General features: G+C 40.8%; 16 protein-coding genes. 15 read left to right on the top strand and 1 reads right to left on the bottom strand.

The window, feature by feature from the left end; translation table 11 throughout:
* The first annotated feature begins 13 nt into the window (after positions 1–13).
* The 15 genes from DL897_RS13215 (at position 14) to DL897_RS13145 (ending at position 17,829) form a co-directional block, all read left to right on the top strand.
* Positions 14–1,873 carry a bifunctional homocysteine S-methyltransferase/methylenetetrahydrofolate reductase gene (locus tag DL897_RS13215; protein ID WP_113659627.1) on the top strand — a complete coding sequence of 620 codons (1,860 nt, stop codon included), beginning with the start codon at positions 14–16 and terminating at the stop codon, positions 1,871–1,873.
* Between the two features lie 451 nt (positions 1,874–2,324).
* Positions 2,325–3,485: a chorismate synthase gene (gene aroC, locus DL897_RS13210; RefSeq protein WP_113659626.1), complete on the top strand. Its 1,161-nt coding sequence runs from the start codon at positions 2,325–2,327 to the stop codon at positions 3,483–3,485.
* A gap of 2 nt (positions 3,486–3,487) precedes the next feature.
* On the top strand, positions 3,488–4,591 hold the full coding sequence (aroB, locus tag DL897_RS13205; RefSeq protein ID WP_113659625.1) for a 3-dehydroquinate synthase: 1,104 nt from the start codon (positions 3,488–3,490) through the stop codon (positions 4,589–4,591).
* The gene (aroH, locus tag DL897_RS13200) at positions 4,588–4,962 is read left to right on the top strand and encodes a chorismate mutase (protein ID WP_113659624.1); all 375 of its coding nucleotides are present in this window, start codon (positions 4,588–4,590) and stop codon (positions 4,960–4,962) included. The genes aroB and aroH overlap by 4 nt, the downstream gene beginning before the upstream one ends.
* A 294-nt stretch (positions 4,963–5,256) precedes the next feature.
* Entirely contained in the window at positions 5,257–6,807 is a 1,551-nt protein-coding gene (gene trpE / locus DL897_RS13195) for an anthranilate synthase component I (RefSeq protein WP_240627441.1), read from the top strand.
* Positions 6,776–7,807: an anthranilate phosphoribosyltransferase gene (trpD, locus tag DL897_RS13190; RefSeq protein ID WP_113659623.1), complete on the top strand. Its 1,032-nt coding sequence runs from the start codon at positions 6,776–6,778 to the stop codon at positions 7,805–7,807. The genes trpE and trpD overlap by 32 nt, the downstream gene beginning before the upstream one ends.
* Positions 7,794–8,570 carry an indole-3-glycerol phosphate synthase TrpC gene (gene trpC, locus DL897_RS13185; protein ID WP_113659622.1) on the top strand — a complete coding sequence of 259 codons (777 nt, stop codon included), beginning with the start codon at positions 7,794–7,796 and terminating at the stop codon, positions 8,568–8,570. Before trpD ends, trpC begins: the two co-directional genes overlap by 14 nt.
* Positions 8,567–9,217 carry a phosphoribosylanthranilate isomerase gene (locus tag DL897_RS13180; RefSeq protein ID WP_113659621.1) on the top strand — a complete coding sequence of 217 codons (651 nt, stop codon included), beginning with the start codon at positions 8,567–8,569 and terminating at the stop codon, positions 9,215–9,217. The genes trpC and DL897_RS13180 overlap by 4 nt, the downstream gene beginning before the upstream one ends.
* The gene (gene trpB / locus DL897_RS13175; RefSeq protein ID WP_113659620.1) at positions 9,198–10,385 is read left to right on the top strand and encodes a tryptophan synthase subunit beta; all 1,188 of its coding nucleotides are present in this window, start codon (positions 9,198–9,200) and stop codon (positions 10,383–10,385) included. Before DL897_RS13180 ends, trpB begins: the two co-directional genes overlap by 20 nt.
* A complete protein-coding gene (gene trpA / locus DL897_RS13170) occupies positions 10,385–11,182 on the top strand; it encodes a tryptophan synthase subunit alpha (RefSeq protein ID WP_113659729.1) in 798 nt (265 codons plus the stop codon). The genes trpB and trpA overlap by 1 nt, the downstream gene beginning before the upstream one ends.
* A 37-nt stretch (positions 11,183–11,219) precedes the next feature.
* Positions 11,220–12,320 carry a histidinol-phosphate transaminase gene (hisC, locus tag DL897_RS13165; protein WP_113659619.1) on the top strand — a complete coding sequence of 367 codons (1,101 nt, stop codon included), beginning with the start codon at positions 11,220–11,222 and terminating at the stop codon, positions 12,318–12,320.
* Positions 12,313–13,449 (top strand): prephenate dehydrogenase, encoded by a 1,137-nt coding sequence (locus DL897_RS13160; protein ID WP_113659618.1) that lies wholly within the window; start codon positions 12,313–12,315, stop codon positions 13,447–13,449. Before hisC ends, DL897_RS13160 begins: the two co-directional genes overlap by 8 nt.
* A 277-nt stretch (positions 13,450–13,726) precedes the next feature.
* On the top strand, positions 13,727–14,221 hold the full coding sequence (locus tag DL897_RS13155; RefSeq protein ID WP_113659617.1) for a hypothetical protein: 495 nt from the start codon (positions 13,727–13,729) through the stop codon (positions 14,219–14,221).
* Between the two features lie 313 nt (positions 14,222–14,534).
* Positions 14,535–15,188, top strand: coding sequence for a hypothetical protein (locus DL897_RS13150; protein ID WP_113659616.1), 654 nt, complete (start codon positions 14,535–14,537; stop codon positions 15,186–15,188).
* 61 nt (positions 15,189–15,249) lie between these two features.
* Entirely contained in the window at positions 15,250–17,829 is a 2,580-nt protein-coding gene (locus tag DL897_RS13145) for a restriction endonuclease (protein WP_113659615.1), read from the top strand.
* A 174-nt stretch (positions 17,830–18,003) separates the two neighbouring features.
* Here the strand turns inward: DL897_RS13145 and DL897_RS18685 are convergent.
* A partial coding sequence (locus DL897_RS18685) for a transposase (protein WP_240627439.1) occupies positions 18,004–18,250 on the bottom strand: 247 nt, incomplete at its 5' end.

Below are 18,250 nucleotides of genomic sequence, written 5' to 3'. Positions count from 1 at the left end.
AGGGGTTGAAGAGATGGCTAATAGAAGCTTGCGAGAACATTTAGCGGATTCATTATTAGTTGGTGATGGGGCCATGGCTACGTATATGTTTCAACAAGGAATTTCGTTAGGGCAATGTCAAGAAGAGCTTGTTCTAAGGAATCCTGCCTTTGTTGCTCAAATTCATCAAGCTTACTATCAAGCGGGAGCACGTATGATTGAAACGAATACGTTTGCTGCCAACCGAGAGCGACTAACTCGCTATGGGTTAGATAGTAAAGTTGTACGGATTAATCGGGAAGCTGTGAAGGTGGCTAGGGATGCTGTAGGAGATGATGCTTTCATTGTTGGGGCAATTGGTTCGATTTGCGCAGGTCGGGTAATTGATTATGATGAAGAAGAATATCGCGATATGTATGAAGAGCAAGCCACTGCTTTATTATCTGCAGGGGTTGATGGTATTCTACTCGAAACCTTTCTAGACTTAAAAGAGATCTTAATTGCTGTCAAAACCATTCGCTCTTTGACCGATCTTCCCATCATTGCCCAAATGTCGATGCTTGAAGTGGGACGGACTCGTGATGCATATACGTTAACTGAGGCATTTCAGCAGCTAGCGGATCAAGGAGTAGATGGCGTGGGCATCAATTGCCGGCTAGGACCGATGGAAATCCTGCGTAGCTTAGAAAAAACAGTCATTCCTGAGTCACTCATTATTTCGGCATTCCCTAATGCAGGGCGACTCGGAATCGATGATGGAAAGATCAGATATAAGTCATTCCCTGAATACTTTGGTGAAACAGCCCCTTTGTTAATCGAACAAGGTGTCCGGTTAATCGGTGGTTGTTGTGGTACGACACCGGAGCATATCCGACAAATATCGCAGGCACTCGAAGGTAAAAAGCCTGTACTGAGGAAAAACCCCGAGCCGAAGCAACTGGAGATCATTGTGCCGGAAATCACCGAAACAAAGCCACCAAAATCATCCGTGGTTGAGCAAGTGAAGAAGAAACGGACGATTATATGTGAACTAGATCCACCTAAAGACTTGGACATCCGTCAATTTTTGACTGGTGCTCATCGCTTGTCCCAAGCGGGAATCGACTTACTTACCATGGCAGATAACTCCCTTGCTACAGCACGGATGAGTAATATTGCTTTAGGAGCCATTCTTAAATCGCAACTAGGGATTGAGCCGCTCATTCACGTGGCCTGTCGGGATCGTAATCTACTCGGTCAACAGTCTCATCTAATGGGATTGCATGCTTTGGGAATTGATCAAATTCTAATCATTACAGGTGATCCAACCCGTATGGGAGACTTGCCCGGAGCGAGCTCCATATATGATGTGACTTCTTTTGAATTGATTCGCATGGTGAAGCGATTAAATCAAGGAATCTCTTTTTCCGGAAAACATTTAAAGAAAAAAGCCCACTTTGTGGTGGGAACTGCATTTAACCCCCATGTACAAAAGCTGGAAGCGGCAGTGAATCGACTTCAGAAAAAAATTGAAGCTGGGGCTGACTTTGTGATGACCCAACCCGTTTATGATGAAGAAAGTATTGATAACATTTATGAAGCGACTAAAGATTTGGGTGTTCCCGTATTTATAGGGATTATGCCACTTACCGGTTATCGAAATGCAGTATTCCTCCATAATGAAGTGCCTGGGATTAAAATTCCGAAAGCCATCTTAAACCGCATGGAAAAGCATACGGATAAACAATTAGGTCGTGCGGAAGGAGTGGCCATTGCGAGAGGTTTACTCGATATAGCCATGGAGAAATTCCAAGGAATTTACTTAATGACGCCTTTTTCCTATTGGCGAATGACAGAAGAGCTTACAAAGTACATTCGAGAGCAAGATCAAAGCCGTTTGGCTGTGGAGGCTTAGTATAAAACAAGCACTCGCCATGAATGGCTAGGAGTGCTTGTTTTTATCAATTGTCGAATAACCAGAGATAAGTACGAGGGAGAAGCATTTTTCAGCTAAGTCGGCTCTCAACTTCTATCATGTCTTGACTCTGCAGAAGAACATGGAATGAGAGGGGTATTTAGGGGCATGTTTCCTTACGAGACTTCCGTTCGGCATTGCACGTTCCAGCTAATGTTCTTATAAAAGTTTATAGGAATATTATTTTTGATAGGGAAATACAATTCAGTGCATTACAACAGTAAATGATTGTGTTATTATATCTATTATATCTAATAGGCCTTATTATATATACTAAAGTAAAAGCTAGAACAGATGTTAGAAAATTAAAACCTCGTTGCTAAAATTCAAGCAATCGGAAGTAAGGAAATGAACGTAGAGCAATTATTGGAATATAGGAGCTGAGAGTTAGATGAGATACCTAACTGCAGGAGAATCACATGGACCACAATTAACTGTCATCGTCGAAGGACTCCCTAGTCAACTATCTTTTGCAAAAGAAAAAATTGACTGGCAGTTAAAGCGGAGACAAAAAGGATATGGGCGTGGCCGTCGGATGCAGATCGAATCGGATCAAGTAGAAATTTTATCAGGTGTTCGATTCGGAAAAACGACCGGAGCACCAGTAACTTTAGTGATAGAAAATAAAGATTGGACTCACTGGCAAAAAATCATGGATCCCTATTCCAGCCCGGAAGAAGCCGAAAAGCGTCGGATTCCCCGCCCACGCCCCGGTCATGCTGATCTGAATGGGGCTATCAAATATGGACATCATGATATGCGCGATGTCTTAGAAAGATCCAGTGCTCGTGAAACAGCGGCTCGTGTTGCAGCTGGAGCGGTTGCTCGTCTGATTCTAGAGGAATGTGGCATTCAGTTAGCTAGCCACGTGGTAAGGATAGGAGAAATCGAAGCAGAACGAGTTGAGCTTCCTTTAGCGGACTTGATTCAACAAGCCGAAGACTCACCTGTTCGCTGTTTAGATAAAGAGGCAGCGAAACGAATGATGGAGCTGATCGATCAAGCCAAAAAAGAAGGAGACTCACTGGGTGGCATTGTGGAAGTGATCGTCGAAGGAGTACCCATTGGCTTAGGTAGTCATGTGCATTGGGATCGTAAACTAGATGCACGGATTGCTCAAGCAGTTGTCAGTATTAATGCTTTTAAAGGAGTTGAATTTGGTATCGGCTTTGAAGCAGCAAAACGCAAAGGTTCAAAAGTTCACGATGAAATCATGTGGTCGAAAGAGCGTGGATTTTATCGTGCAACCAATCGGTTAGGTGGATTTGAAGGCGGTATGACGACAGGAGAAGCTATTGTCGTTCGTGGTGTGATGAAGCCCATTCCTACGCTATATAAACCGCTAAATAGTGTAGATATAGACACCAAAGAAACATTTGCAGCAAGTATTGAACGCTCAGATAGTTGTGCCGTACCTGCTGCTAGTGTCGTCGCTGAAAATGTCGTGGCATGGGAAGTAGCTTGTGCCTTGCTAGAGAAATTCCCCGCAGATACGGCCGATGAGCTTGTAGAACAAGTTAAGCAATATCGTGAGCGGACATTGAGGTTTTAATCATGAAGAAGCTAACCGTTTCGTTGGATCATTGCCAATATCCTATTTATATTGGTAAGGGCATTTTAGCCAAACTACCTGAAGTACTACAAGAAGCGGGAATGACATTTAGGCGTAAACTGTTTATCATCTCTGATTCACATGTTGCGCCATTATATAGTAAGCAGGTACAAACTGTATTAGAGAAAGCGGGATATGAAGTGGGGATGGCGATCGTCCCCGCTGGTGAAAGTAGCAAAAATTTACAACAGTTAGAGCATTTAATCGGTGAATGCCTTCGTTTCGGTTTGGATCGTCAAAGTGTAATCATCGCTCTCGGTGGAGGAGTAATCGGGGATTTAGCCGGATTTGTAGCCGCCACCTATATGCGAGGAATTCCATTTATACAAATTCCTACGACACTGCTTGCTCATGATAGTAGTGTCGGAGGAAAAGTAGGGGTGAATCATGCACTAGGGAAAAATGTAATCGGCGCTTTTCATCAACCCATGCTTGTATTATACGATGTAGAAACATTAAACACCTTACCGAAACGAGAGTTGATCTCTGGCTTTGCTGAAGTGGTTAAACATGCACTTATCTGGGATCCTTCATTTATCAAGTGGCTAGAACAAAATAGTGAAGAACTCATGGCTCTTCATGCTGAGAAGATTTCTGAAGCGATTTATCGTGGTTGCCAAGTGAAGGTAGCTGTAGTATCTCAAGATGAGAAGGAAGTAGGCTTAAGAGCGATACTCAATTACGGGCATACGATTGGTCATGCCTTGGAAGCTGTTGCAGGTTATGGCGTATATACTCATGGTGAAGCAGTAGCGATTGGAATGGCTGGAGCCGTTCGATTAAGTACCAAGGTGTTAGGTACCGATAAGCAAGTTGTTGTGAAAACAGAAAAGCTACTGCATGCGTTTGAGTTGCCAACACAATATAATCCAAGCCATGTGACCGATGAGTTGCTTCTACAAGCGATGAAACGCGATAAAAAAGTTAGAAATGATGAATATTCCTTTGTTTTAACGAGTGACTTGGGAAGTGTAGAGTTAGTAAGAGGAATACATGAAGAACAAATTCGTACGATACTTCAAGAGATAAGGGGAGGAAAAGCATGACTGTGAGGGGGATTCGTGGAGCAACGACTGTTTCCGTGAATGAGCCAGAAGAGATCCGTTCAGCAGTAAGAGAGTTAATTTTTGCGATTGTACAAGAAAATGAGCTTAAGCCAGATGATATTGCAAGTATCTTTATTACCTCAACTACGGATTTAAATGCAGCTTATCCAGCATCAGCCATTCGCTCCCTCCCCAATTGGGAGTTGGTGCCAGTCATGGGTTCAAGTGAACTAGAGGTACCCGGAGGTTTACCACGTTGTATTCGCTTAATGATCTTATGGAATACGGATAAGTCACAAAAAGAGATTCGCCATGTATACTTAAATGAGGCGGTGTGTTTACGCCCTGATTTAGTAGAAAACGAAGGTTGACAGATAGAAAGATCTAAGATAAATTTTGGAGTATAGGAAGATTGCATTTATAAATTTGAGAGTATTTTAAGAGCTTAGAGACTGTTTTAGAGGGTAGCCTTTTATTTGAATTTAGAGTAATCGAGTGTATAGCAGAGTAGAGATGAGAATGGGTAGAGCTGAGAGGAGCAGAGCCGAGGCATAGTGTTTGAAGATGATAGCCGAAGCGAGATGCTTCGGCTATTTATATATGAATAATTCCCCACATTGTTCCTCAATTCCATTCTCCTTTCATCAGCAAAGGAGGCCAATTGATTGATTTATCCCTCATTCGATGATGTCATCGCGTATCAACCATCCTATACGATGATTCCTATTTGTAAAACGATTATTGATGATATGGAAACACCGATTTCCTTGTACCATCGTTTACCTGAGTCAGACTATTCCTTTCTACTAGAGAGTGTGGAAGGAGAACAGAAGATTGCTCGCTATTCTTTTATGGGTTGTCGTCCCTTTCGCACCTTAACAGGAAAAGATGGAAATTATACGATCCAAGATCGATACCAAGGTCAGCATGATATCCAAGCTACAGATCCACTTCCTCTTTTAGAAGAGTGGATGACGGAATGTAAGACTCCCAAATACCCAGCTTATCCTCCATTTTTAGGTGGAGCTGTGGGATATCTGAGCTATGATCTGGTGCGCTATTTTGAACCTGTTTTGGATACCCCTCCTAAAGGTAAAGGAACTGGGGCTTATGATGTTCATTTGATGTTTTATGATCGATTACTAGTGTATGACCATTTCAAGCGCCAAATTATTTTGGTACAAAATATTTTGGTTCGAAATAAAAGTTTATCTGAGCTGCAAGTTCTTTACAAAGAAACGATTTCCCAGCTAGATTCTTGGTATCGTGATTTAAAACGCATGCCAACGGACATCCCTAAATCCATCCCCCTCACGGAACCAGCGATACCATGGGAGAAAGTCACCTCCAATGTGTCAAAAGAAACTTATATGGATATGGTTGAAAAGGCGAAAGAGTATATCCGTGCAGGAGATATATTTCAAGTCGTTCCTTCCCAGCGTTGGACATGGAATGATCATCCTTCACCCATGCATGTATATCGTGTGCTAAGACAAATCAATCCATCAACTTATATGTACTATCTCCAGATGAAAGACGAAACGGTGGTAGGAGCTTCTCCAGAATTATTGGTAAAAGTGATCGATGGTATTGCGAACACTCGTCCCATTGCCGGTTCTCGTCCGAGAGGACGTAATCACATGGAAGATGAACAGTTGATGATAGAGTTACTACAAGATCCTAAAGAGATTGCTGAGCATGTGATGTTAGTTGATTTAGGACGAAACGATTTAGGACGGATTTCTCATTATGGAACTGTTCAAGTGACAGAAAAGATGAAAATTGAGAAATATTCCCATATTATGCACATCGTATCCCATGTCATGGGTCGGCTAAAAGATGAATATCGTGCATCGGATGCAGTTCGAGCTTGTTTTCCAGCCGGAACAGTTTCTGGGGCACCTAAGATTCGAGCCATGGAGATTATTGCAGAATTAGAACCTGAACCAAGAGGGATTTATGCAGGGGCGATTGGCTATTTTAGCTATACAGGTAATGTGGATACGTGTATTGCTATTCGAACCATTTATTTCCGAGATAATAAGGCCTATATCCAAGCTGGTGGTGGCGTTGTATCGGGATCAGTGCCCGAAAATGAGTATATGGAATCGGTGAATAAAGCTACAGCGATGCTAAAAGCATTAGAAATGGCTTCACAAATGGAGAGAATGGAGAGTGAACAAGATGGTCCAAGAAAGGTTAGCCAAGGTTGTTGAGGGAAAAGACTTAACCCGTATCGAAGCGTTTGCATTAATGGATGCGATGATGAAAGGTAAATTAAGCTCTTCGCAAATGGCGGCTTTGTTAACAGCATTGAAGATCAAAAGAGAATCAAGAGAGGAATTGGTTGGATTTGCTAAGGCAATGCAGGAGCATGCAACAACGCTTCCATCTGTATTTCCAGATACGGTAGATACTTGTGGAACCGGTGGAGATGGAAAATATACGTTTAATATCTCAACGGCTGCTGCCCTCATAGCTACTGCGGCAGGTGTTTCGATTGCGAAACATGGTAATCGTTCGGTTTCTAGTAAAAGTGGCAGTGCGGATGTATTGGAGCAATTAGGGATCAATATCTATATGTCTACAGATGAAGCTTATCAATTGCTTTCTGAAACAGGATTCTGCTTTTTATTTGCTCCCCTCTTTCATGAATCAATGAAGCATGTGATGCCTACGCGTAAAGAACTAGGTTTTCGAACCTGTTTTAACTTGCTAGGTCCCTTGGTTAACCCCTTTCAAGTCAAAGTCCAGTTGGTAGGTGTATATGATCTTGAATTGACCGAGGTAGTCGCAGAGGTACTCAAGGAGATGGGGAGTGAAAGGGTATTAGTGGTATCGGGTCGAGATGGTTTAGATGAAATTTCGATTGCGGGTCCAACTCGCATCAGTGAACTTATCCAGGGTGAAATCAGCACATATGAAATTACACCTGAAGAGATCGGTCTTACAACACGTCCAGAGCCTGAGATTCATTCACGTGATGTAAAAGAAAGTGCTCGGCAGATTCATCGGATTTTAACAGGAGAAGGTGGGGATGCTCGAGAGATTGTCTTAGCGAATGCCGGAGCTGTCCTCTATGTATCAGGAAAGGCAAAAAGTTTAAAAGAAGGGGTTCAATTGGCAGCTGAAATGATTGACACAGGAAAAGCCAAACAAAAGTTACATGAAGTCATTCATTATTCTTGGGAGGTAAAAAAACATGCATATTCTTGATCGAATCGTCGAAGTGAAACAGCAAGAAGTGGCCCAGATTAGCTGGACTGAACAAGATTTTCAACAAGCAAAACAGCTCCCTCCCTGTATCTCATTAGCAAAAGCTTTGCAAGAATCGACGTCACTTGGAATTATTGCAGAGGTCAAGCCTGCATCCCCTAGTAAAGGTGTGATCAGGCAACAAGTTGATCCAGGCAAGATTGCACAAGGTTACGAGCGAGCGGGTGCTAAAGCCATTTCAGTATTAACAGATACCTCTTTTTTTAAAGCGAGTAATGAAAACTTAGTCAAAGTAAAACAGTCTGTCCAAATCCCTGTCTTACGTAAGGATTTTATTATTGATCCTAGTCAAATTTTGGAGAGTAAATATTTGGGTGCCGATGCCATTTTATTGATTGCAACCATTTTATCAGCGGATCAGCTGAACGAGTTTGTGAAAATAGCCCATCAACTACAAATGGAAGTATTGGTGGAAGTACACGAAGCGTCTGAGTTAGACAAAGCACTTGCTTGTGATGCGGATGTATTTGGTATCAATAATCGTGATCTTACTACTTTTACAGTAGATATCAAGCAAACAGAGAGAATTCTACAGATCGCTCAACCATTGATCCCAGTCATTAGTGAAAGTGGTGTTTTATCTCAGGAAGATGCACAAAAGATAGCGACAATGGGCGTAGATGGTGTCCTAATTGGCGAGTACTTTATGCGTCAACCTGACCCCGAAAAAGCCGTACAAGATATGGTAGGTGTACTCGGATGAGTCGGATTCAAATCAAATTATGCGGATTTCGCTGTGTAGAAGACGTTCAGAAGGTGAAGACGTTTCCAATTGATGCGATCGGCTTTATTTTAGTACCAGGACGCAAGCGGACAGTTCGAGAGGAAGAGTATCCAGAGTTATTAGCTGCAGTACCTTCATCCGTAAAAAAGGTAGGGGTGTTTCTAAACCCAACCCAATCAGAAATGGAAAAATGGTTTAAGATAGCACCCCTAGATATCGTACAACTACATGGAACAGAATCTCCTGAGTTCTGTAAATGGGTGAGAGATATATTTCATGTACAAATCATTAAAACTTTTCACATCCATAGTCATGAATGGGTTGATCCGATTACCGCTTATCAATCAAGCATTGACGTTGCCTTACTGGATCATGCACATGGCGGGACAGGCCAGACTTATGATTGGTCAGTAATCCCACCATACCAAAAGCGGTGTCAGGATTTACATATTCCACTATGGGTTGCTGGAGGATTAACATCAGAAAATGTTTTTTCTCTATTACAACAAGTTCATCCGAATGGAATTGATGTATCAAGTGGCATTGAGAGTGATGGTGTAAAGGATTTTAACAAAATTAAAACATTCATAGAAAGAGTGACGGAATATGAGCACATATGCCCATGATCGATTTGGGAAATTTGGTGGAAGATATGTTGCTGAAACATTGATGAATGCTGTATTGGAGTTAGAGCAAGCTTTTCTTGAAGCCATTCAGGATCCTTCTTTTCAGGAAGACTTACGGAAGCTATATGTTCATTATTCAGGTCGACCAACCCCACTTACTTTTGCTAAGCGACTGACGGAATATGCTGGTGGTGCTCAGATTTACTTAAAACGTGAGGATTTAAATCATACGGGAGCACATAAAATTAATAATACTTTGGGACAAGCTCTTTTAGCAAAACGGATGGGTAAAAAGAAACTCATTGCTGAAACAGGTGCGGGTCAGCATGGTGTAGCGACTGCTACTGTTGCGGCACTTTTAGACATGCAGTGTCACATTTATATGGGAGAAGAAGATATCAAGCGGCAACAGTTAAATGTCTTTCGAATGGAGCTTTTGGGAGCAAAAGTGATTCCTGTTACTACGGGTTCACGTACCTTAAAAGATGCGACCAATGAAGCTTTGCGACAATGGGTGGCACAAGTAGAAGATACATTTTATTTGATGGGCACAGTCACAGGACCACATCCTTATCCCCAAATGGTGAAGTATTTTCAGCGAATTATTGGTGATGAAGCGGAGGCTCAGTTGAAAGAACGGGTAGGACGACTTCCAAATGATGTAGTCGCTTGTGTCGGAGGCGGAAGTAATGCAATGGGCATCTTTACAGCTTTTCTCGAAGAGACAACGGTGAGGTTACATGGTGTAGAGGCAGGCGGCAAAGGTCTTCATACAGATGAGCATGCCGCTACTTTAAGTAAAGGAAGTCCCGGAGTGTTACATGGCACGTATACGTATGTGATCCAAGATGAATATGGACAAATCCAAGTTGCTCATTCGATTTCTGCTGGACTTGATTATCCTGGTGTAGGGCCTGAACATGCTTATCTCAAAGATAGCAAACGGGTGAAGTATACTGCGGTGACAGATAAAGAAGCTCTTGAAGCAGTATCCTTATTATGTCGTTATGAAGGGATTTTACCTGCGTTAGAATCGGCCCATGCAGTAGCAGAAGCCATCAAATTGGCTCGGAAGCGGACTAAAGAAGAGATTATATTGGTGTGTCTATCTGGCCGTGGTGATAAAGATGTAGAAACCATTCGAGCTTATAAAGGGGAGAAAAAATGATGAATCGATTAGCCTCTTCTTTTGAAGAAAATGCAAACCCACGAATAATTCCATTTATGATGACAGGTGATCCCCATTTAGAGGTTACGGTCGAATTGATTATAGAGTTAGGTCGAGCAGGTGTTACCGCAATTGAGCTGGGAGTTCCTTTTTCCGATCCGACTGCGGATGGTCCAGTTATTCAAGCAGCGAGTGAACGTGCATTACATCAACAGATAACTTGTTATGATGTCTTACAGGTAGGTAAAGCCGTGCGAGACCGTGGCTGTAATACCCCGCTTATCTTGTTTTCCTATCTGAATCCGCTTTTGCAATATGGTTTACAAAAGCTATTACAAGATGCAAGTGAAATCGGATTTGATGGATTGATTATTCCGGATTTACCGTATGAAGAAAGTTCAGAGATTCGTGAGCTTTGTATGCAATATGGTATACCTCTGATCTTATTTGTTGCCCCTACTACTAAACAAAGAATCGAACAAATTGTCAAAGAATCACAAGGATTTGTTTACTGCGTTTCTTCACTGGGAACGACTGGAATCCGTAGTCAGTTTGCTCCAGAAATTGCGAGTTTTTTACAAACAGTGAAAGAGAAAAGCCCTCTTCCTGTCGCAGTAGGATTTGGGGTTGCAACTCCTAAGCATGTTGCGTATTTTTCTCAGTATGTTGATGCCGTGATCGTTGGTAGTGCCTTGGTCCAATTAATCCATGAAAAGCGTGAGAGTTTGTTAGATTTAGATAAGCGCTCCTATGCCCTTCAAGACATAATAAAGTTTGTCAAAGAACTAAGAAAATAGTAAGATAAGAGATAAAAAACTGAGAGGAAAATGAGCAATGAAGCCAAAGACATCGATTGAAGGTCTTGCTGTTTATCAACCAGGAAAAAACCCAGAAGATGTAATGGAAGAGTTAGGTCTTAAACACATTATTAAGCTGTCTTCCAATGAAAATCCATATGGTTGCTCTTCTCAAGTTTTTACCGCTTTGCAAGATATGAAGGATCAGTTTCATCTATATCCTGATGGGGCTTCACTTAAACTAAAGGAGAAATTAGCAGAACACCTAGAAGTAGATTCACGCCGCCTTATTGTAGGGAATGGCTCCGATGAGATTATTCAAATGGTATGCCGTGCTTATTTGGAACCAGGAGCAGAAGCAGTGATCGCGGACTTATCTTTTTCACGTTATGAAACAGGTATACAGATTGAAGGCGCTACTCCGATCAAAGTCCCTCTTAAAGAGGGGACTCATGACTTAGAAGCGATGCTTCAAGCGATTACAGATCAGACTCGTATTGTGTTTGTTTGCAATCCGAACAATCCAACAGGAACGATCGTTCGTGAATCGGAATTAAGTGCTTTTCTCGATCAGATACCTGAGCATGTATTAGTTGTACTGGATGAAGCGTACTATGAATATGTGATGGACTCATCATATCCTGATTCCATTTCGCTTTTAGATTATAACCCACAGATCTTGATTTTACGTACATTCTCCAAAATCTATGGATTAGCAAGTTTGCGAGTGGGTTATGGGATTACTCATCCAGAAGTGATAGAGTCTCTCGAACGAGTAAGAGAACCATTTAATGTCAATGCTTTAGGGCAAGCAGCGGCGATCGCAGCATTGGAGGATCAAAGCTTCGTCACTTATTGTCGCTATCAAAATCGAAGAGGGATCGAGAAAATTACCAATAAACTAGAAGAGCTAGGATTGAAATATTTCCCAGCACATGGAAACTTTATTTTCTTTGATACGGGCATTCCAGCGGAAGAAGCATTTCAATTTTTACTCCATAGAGGTTTAATTATTCGGGCGGGCTTTGGTGAAACGGTACTTCGAGCAACAGTAGGTAAAGAAGATGAAAATCAGCAACTGGTTGAAGCATTAGAAGCTTTAATCAAGAGCAAGCGAGGGTTAGCAAGCAATGCGTGAGTGTGTAGCTATTTTAGGAATTGGACTTATCGGAGGTTCTTTAGCATTATGCTTAAAAGAACGAACGGATTGTAAAGTAGTAGGTTTTGATTTGTATGAGGAAGACTTGTTATTCGCTAAAGCTGGTGGAGCGATTGATGAGGGGTATACGGAGCTACTTCCTGCTGTGAAAGAGGCAGATTATATCATTATCGCACTGCCTGTTGAAAAAATTAAGCAAGCGATTAGTAGTTTAACTCAATTATCTCTTAAATCAAACGTGATTGTTACAGATGTAGGGAGCACAAAAGCGGAGATTGTAGATATTGGGCGAGAGTTAAATCGACAAGGAATTACCTTCATTGGTGGACATCCCATGGCCGGTTCGCATCGTTCAGGATTTAAGGCAGCACACTCACTTTTATTTGAAAATGCTTTTTATATACTCACCCCGCAAACTAGCACAACACCAGAGGCAGTTGAAAAGCTGAAACGGCTCATTCAGGAAGCTACTCAAGCACAAATCGTCTTGATGGATGCTGATGAGCATGACCGGGTGGTAGGAGCTATTAGTCATTTACCGCATATTATCGCTTCAGGGCTGGTCTATCAGATTGGGAAGTATAATGAAAATAATGGCTGGTTTCATCAGCTTGCTGCTGGAGGATTTCGTGATATAACACGAATTGCCTCTAGTCATCCAATCATGTGGAGAGATGTGCTATTAAGTAATGGACCGAAACTCGTGCAACTGATTGATGACTGGATTGAACAAATGGAAGAGTTTCGTGTTGCGATGCTAAACCGTGATGCAAAGAAGATTGAACATTTGTTTGATCGAGCTAGACGGCTTAGGGATCAATTACCTGATCGTAAAAAAGGGATGATCGCCCGTTTATATCAGTGTTATTTGGATATTCCTGACCGTCCAGGTATCATTGCTAAAATTGCGAGCTATTTGGCAGAAGATGAGATTAATATCAGTAATATTGGTGTTTTAGAAAATCGAGAAGATGCACCTGGTCTACTGCAGCTTACTTTTCGCCAAGAAGAAGATTATAGACGGGCCGTACAATGTTTGCGCCAAAGAGGGTATATTGTGTTTACTGATGAGGAAAAGGAAGAAAAAGAATTATTGTCTGTTCGGTGACAGGAGCTTCGATTTGCATCAAAATGGGTTTTATCAACAGTATATTTTCTATTTCTTGTTCCTCGACACGACTGGTTCGCCAAAGCTCATGGGCTCTATCACCATTAAATCGGAAAATTATAAAAGTTTATTGACTATTTTTGTTATTACCGTTTATAATATTGGGTACAGTATGCTTTCTCTCCACTCCTGTTCGTTTCCATCGTGAACCGTTCTTTGTAAGAACGGTTCTTTTTTTGTAACATGAGTCATAACCTCTGTTAAGGGAGGTTGTCCGATGGTTAGGCGGGAATATTTCTGGTTTGCATGTGAAGCATTTTTGGTACTTATGATGATTATTGTTTTGAAAATATGGGTTTTCCCCTTCTTTATTTCGATTTGGTACCCAACCGATGATGTATCCAGTCAAATGATGATGTGGACGGTATTAATCATATCAGTCATTACTTGTTTTATTTATCTAGGACTGGGCTCCTCAGCTAAGTATACCTATGGTTTCTCTTTTTTAAAAGCGGTCTGTCTTTTTATCATTTTTCACCTTCCTCTATTTATCCCACTTGCTTTTTTAGAGAAGATGAAAATAGACTGGTTACGTTTATTTGGAGATTTTCTATTCCTTTTTTCAGTAGGAGATTTCATTGCTTTTTCACTTGAATGGATGATATTGGTGTACTTTCTCTTTTTTCTAGCTGGTAGGAAGGTAGAGGTTCGTGATCAGAAAAAAACAAGAGCAAAACTCCAAAATCTGTTACACCAAAGGCAAGGAGAATGAATAAGGTAGAGTTTATAATCGAGTGATTACAGTAAGGTGTGGGAGTAAACCACCCTTTTTTATTATGGTTTTAAGTGAGAAAACGTGTTCAAATTGTTCCCTTTACATTCCCATTACTTTGTATCATCATATTATAATGGTGTGGATGGATAAGAATAATAAAATTTTTATAATCTAACTTATATCCACTTGAATATCGTCAAACATCATTAGCTGTATGAAGAAAATATACTTTTTAGTAACACCCGTTTTAATTACATCTATACTACTTTTTATTTGAAAGATAGATTTGTATTTTGGGAGAGAAAGATGGATGGAAATTCAAGAAAAGAAATCTACAGTAAATCAACAGGTCATTTTATCAGAGCCGAATCAAGTGGACGACCAGAAATATACAATAGCCTGTGAAATTGTACACCCAGCATATCAGGAGATTCTAAAGCAATTCATCAAGTCAGGAATTCCACTTCCTGAAATTGGATATGAATTCGTAGAAGGAGAAGAAGTGATCGCTGAAGCAGAATTTGCATGGGTCGAACCCAAGGTATGTGTACTAACACAAGAGCAATTGGAGTTTCAGGAAGAGCTTAAAAAGCGTGATTGGTTTATTTGGGACTTACATGCTTATTCTCAAGAGAATGATACGCCTGAACCACTGGAGTCTTTAAACTGGAATCGAGTTTGGAAGGAGATTTTAAAGCAACAGCAAGAAAAAGAGGCTTTAAAAATACAAGTAAACGTCCAATTACAAGAGGGAATATACCAACTGAAAGAATACAAAGATCGCTCTATTCATGTGGAAAAGATAAATCAAAGAGATCAGCCTCTACTGACCAGGTACATTCTCTTAAAAATCATCCAGCAGAAACATCTACAGATTTCTCTTTATGAGTTTTCACGGAGAAAAGAGACAAACCAATTGGGTAGAGAAGTGATAGCGAGATTAATAGAGTTAGACGAATTTTGATTGTTGCTAGTAAAATTAAACATATAGTTATGGCTCAAGCACCATAGAAGGAGGGAACAAGATGAGCCTTGTTGCGATTCAAGATACCTTTTTGGAAGCCTATGCTGAATTGCCCAAATCAGTACAGCAGTTGGTACAAAAAAATATTCGTTTATTACGTGAACAAAAAGAAAACGAATTAAAAATGGAACGATATAAGGACGCCATCGACTCAAAAGTATTTCTGATTCGTACAGGCCCCCATCATAGTATGGTTGTTGTTCGGCCTGAAGAAGAAAAAGCCACCTTGCTAGCTTGGGTGGATCGCGATGAATCCGCTTATCTCTGGGCAAAACGGAAGCGTTTTGTCATCAACCAATACACTGGTTCGTTACAAATGTGGACGGACGTTGAGGTCAAGGGAGAGATTAGTGAGCAGCCTAACTTATTTGCGGATTATACCGATGATCAGTTATTGCGCTTAGGGATTCCTGACAACCAGCTTCCCCTTTTACGGAGTATAACGACGGAGCAGGAATTTCGTAAGTATAAGCGAGACTTACCACTGGAAGCTTTTGAAAATTTAGCGAGGTTACTAAATGGAACACCTTTTGAGATCGTAGTGGAGAGTGTTCAAGAATATAAGAAGCCAGAAGAACACCTCTCGTATGAAGCGGCCATGAAGAGTGCGTATGCTAGCCGCCGTATTGTAGTGATTACGAATGATAAGGATTTAAATCCTATTCTAGATAAGCCTCTGGAATGGTGGCGTATTTTTTTACATCCTGATCAAAGAGAATTAGTAGAAAAAGATTATAAAGGTCCAGTTCGTGTCTTAGGGGGAGCTGGAACGGGAAAAACGGTTGTTGTTATGCATCGAGCACATCACTTAGTACAAAATAAGCTGAAATCAACCGAACGAATTCTTGTGACCACTTATACCAAAATATTAGCCAATAACATTCGCGAGGTTCTGGCGACGATGTGTAGTGAAGAAGAGATGGAACATATTGATATTCGCCCTATCGATGATCTGGCCAAAGAGATTGTTGAAAAGGCATATAAAAACCAGGCTCGGATTGTGGATAAAGATGATGTAAAAGTCAACGCCATTTGGAAGGAAGCAATAAAAGAATTTGGTTGGGAACCAGAAGATTTATACTTTCTAAAAAACGAATATCATTGGGTGATTCAACAAGGTGGAGCAGAATCATGGCAGGAATATTTAAATACAGCAAGAGCTGGACGGAAGAAGCGAATCACGAGAGAGTTACGAAAGAAGATTTGGGACACTGCGATGTGGTTCCGACAAAAGATGGAGGAAAAGGATTTATTTGAATATATTGATATTCTACGAAAGGCACGCAATTGGCTTCATGAAAATCCGGATCGCTATACATATACTTACCGCTTTGCTTTGATTGATGAGGCACAAGACTTTCACCCAGAAGCGTTTAAAATGATTCGAGCTTTGGTACCAGAAGGAGATAATGACCTATTTATCGTAGGGGATGCACATCAACGCATTTATTCACGAAAACTCGTCTTAAGTAAATGTGGCATACATGTTCGTGGTCGTTCGAAACGATTAACTGTCAACTACCGTACTACAGAAGAAATTCGGGAAAAAGCGATCGATATTATTAACTATACAGTAGATGATTTGGAAAAAGGAATTGATACAGGTATAGATACTTCCCTTTTATCTGGGACGAAACCTGAGATTCGAAACTTTGTCGATGCACAAGCAGAGAGAGAATTCGTTATCCAAAAAGTGAAAGAGTTATTAAGCGATGAAATTAAGCCCAATGAAATAGCGATTCTCGCTCGATTTGATCATACAGTGGATCGTTATCTAAAAGAATTTGAAGAGCAACGAATCCAGGCACAAAAGCTTTCAGCAAGTATGAAATCCGATCAGCCGAAAATCTACTGTGGAACGATGCATAATAGTAAAGGACTTGAATTTAAGATTGTCTTCTTAGTCGAAGCAAATGAAGAGATGATTCCCCCCGAATGGGAGCTCGAATCTTTAGAAGATGAAGACGATAAAACGGAACTGATGAAGCTAGAGCGATCTTTACTCTATGTAGCGATGACCCGGGCACGTGATAAAGTTTATATTACTTCCTTTGGCGCTCTTACGAAGTTTCTACAAGAAAATCCAAAAGATGATAAAGAAACCGATCAGCCAAAAAAGGTACAAACGAAGGAATCGATCATCTTATCTGAATCAGAAATAGAAGAATTGATCCATCAAGTCTTATCCTGTTCTCCCGATTTTTTTGAGAAACTCGTTATTCAACTGCTTAGTAAGATGGGCTATGGTGGATCAGTGCCAGACTCTGCCTTTGTGGTCGGAGGTACAGGAGATGAAGGTATTGATGGAATTATTCTCGAAGATCCATTAGGTTTGCATAAAATCTATGTCCAAGCAAAACGATGGAAAAATAGTGTTGGTAGACCAGAAATTCAAAAATTTGCAGGAGCTTTGATCGGTAAAAATGCGGAAAAAGGTGTATTTATTACAACTTCGCGTTTTACCATTCCTGCCAAGAAATATGCAGAGCAGATTCCACAAAATATGGTTTTGATCGATGGAACCGAGTTAGCTAAGCTACTAAACAAATATAATATGAAGATTGCTGAAATCCATCAATAAACAGGAGGATAAGTTTCAAATTGACACTCCCACAGTTGAAGCCAGCAATTACTGTAAGAAATGGTAGAGTAGGATAACTGCATAAATCGATATAAGAAGCCTTTCTTCTATTCCTATCTTTGCATATATCCAAGAAAACGTTCTCTATAAGCTAACATCCCCATAAGGGATGTTTCAGACTGTAGATAAACCCCTTCTGAAAAACGAATTCAGAAGGGGTTTACTAATTAATTGATAAAAAAATCGACGAAGGCGATGGTTTTTCCATCGCCAATTGGCGAGTTTCTTTAAATTCATGGCAGCGAAAAGTAGCATCGCCTGCATTTGAACTCGGCGCTTCCCACGAAGCGTTGTCCAACGCATACCATGCTTTTCTTTCATATCTGCAAAAACTCTTTCAATCGTTTCTTTTCGTTTACTA

Source organism: Thermoflavimicrobium daqui (genome assembly GCF_003313465.1).
Taxonomy (GTDB): Bacteria; Bacillota; Bacilli; order Thermoactinomycetales; family Thermoactinomycetaceae; genus Thermoflavimicrobium; species Thermoflavimicrobium daqui.
This window is presented reverse-complemented; position numbering and strand designations above follow the sequence as displayed.

Excerpts from the sequence above, each read along its gene's own strand:
- DL897_RS13215 (WP_113659627.1), top strand. The coding sequence starts at position 14 with ATGGCTAATAGAAGCTTGCGAGAACATTTAGCGGATTCATTATTAGTT.
- aroC (WP_113659626.1), top strand. The coding sequence starts at position 2,325 with ATGAGATACCTAACTGCAGGAGAATCACATGGACCACAATTAACTGTC.
- aroB (WP_113659625.1), top strand. The coding sequence starts at position 3,488 with ATGAAGAAGCTAACCGTTTCGTTGGATCATTGCCAATATCCTATTTAT.
- aroH (WP_113659624.1), top strand. The coding sequence starts at position 4,588 with ATGACTGTGAGGGGGATTCGTGGAGCAACGACTGTTTCCGTGAATGAG.
- trpD (WP_113659623.1), top strand. The coding sequence starts at position 6,776 with ATGGTCCAAGAAAGGTTAGCCAAGGTTGTTGAGGGAAAAGACTTAACC.
- trpC (WP_113659622.1), top strand. The coding sequence starts at position 7,794 with ATGCATATTCTTGATCGAATCGTCGAAGTGAAACAGCAAGAAGTGGCC.
- DL897_RS13180 (WP_113659621.1), top strand. The coding sequence starts at position 8,567 with ATGAGTCGGATTCAAATCAAATTATGCGGATTTCGCTGTGTAGAAGAC.
- trpB (WP_113659620.1), top strand. The coding sequence starts at position 9,198 with ATGAGCACATATGCCCATGATCGATTTGGGAAATTTGGTGGAAGATAT.
- trpA (WP_113659729.1), top strand. The coding sequence starts at position 10,385 with ATGAATCGATTAGCCTCTTCTTTTGAAGAAAATGCAAACCCACGAATA.
- hisC (WP_113659619.1), top strand. The coding sequence starts at position 11,220 with ATGAAGCCAAAGACATCGATTGAAGGTCTTGCTGTTTATCAACCAGGA.
- DL897_RS13160 (WP_113659618.1), top strand. The coding sequence starts at position 12,313 with ATGCGTGAGTGTGTAGCTATTTTAGGAATTGGACTTATCGGAGGTTCT.
- DL897_RS13155 (WP_113659617.1), top strand. The coding sequence starts at position 13,727 with ATGGTTAGGCGGGAATATTTCTGGTTTGCATGTGAAGCATTTTTGGTA.
- DL897_RS13150 (WP_113659616.1), top strand. The coding sequence starts at position 14,535 with ATGGAAATTCAAGAAAAGAAATCTACAGTAAATCAACAGGTCATTTTA.
- DL897_RS13145 (WP_113659615.1), top strand. The coding sequence starts at position 15,250 with ATGAGCCTTGTTGCGATTCAAGATACCTTTTTGGAAGCCTATGCTGAA.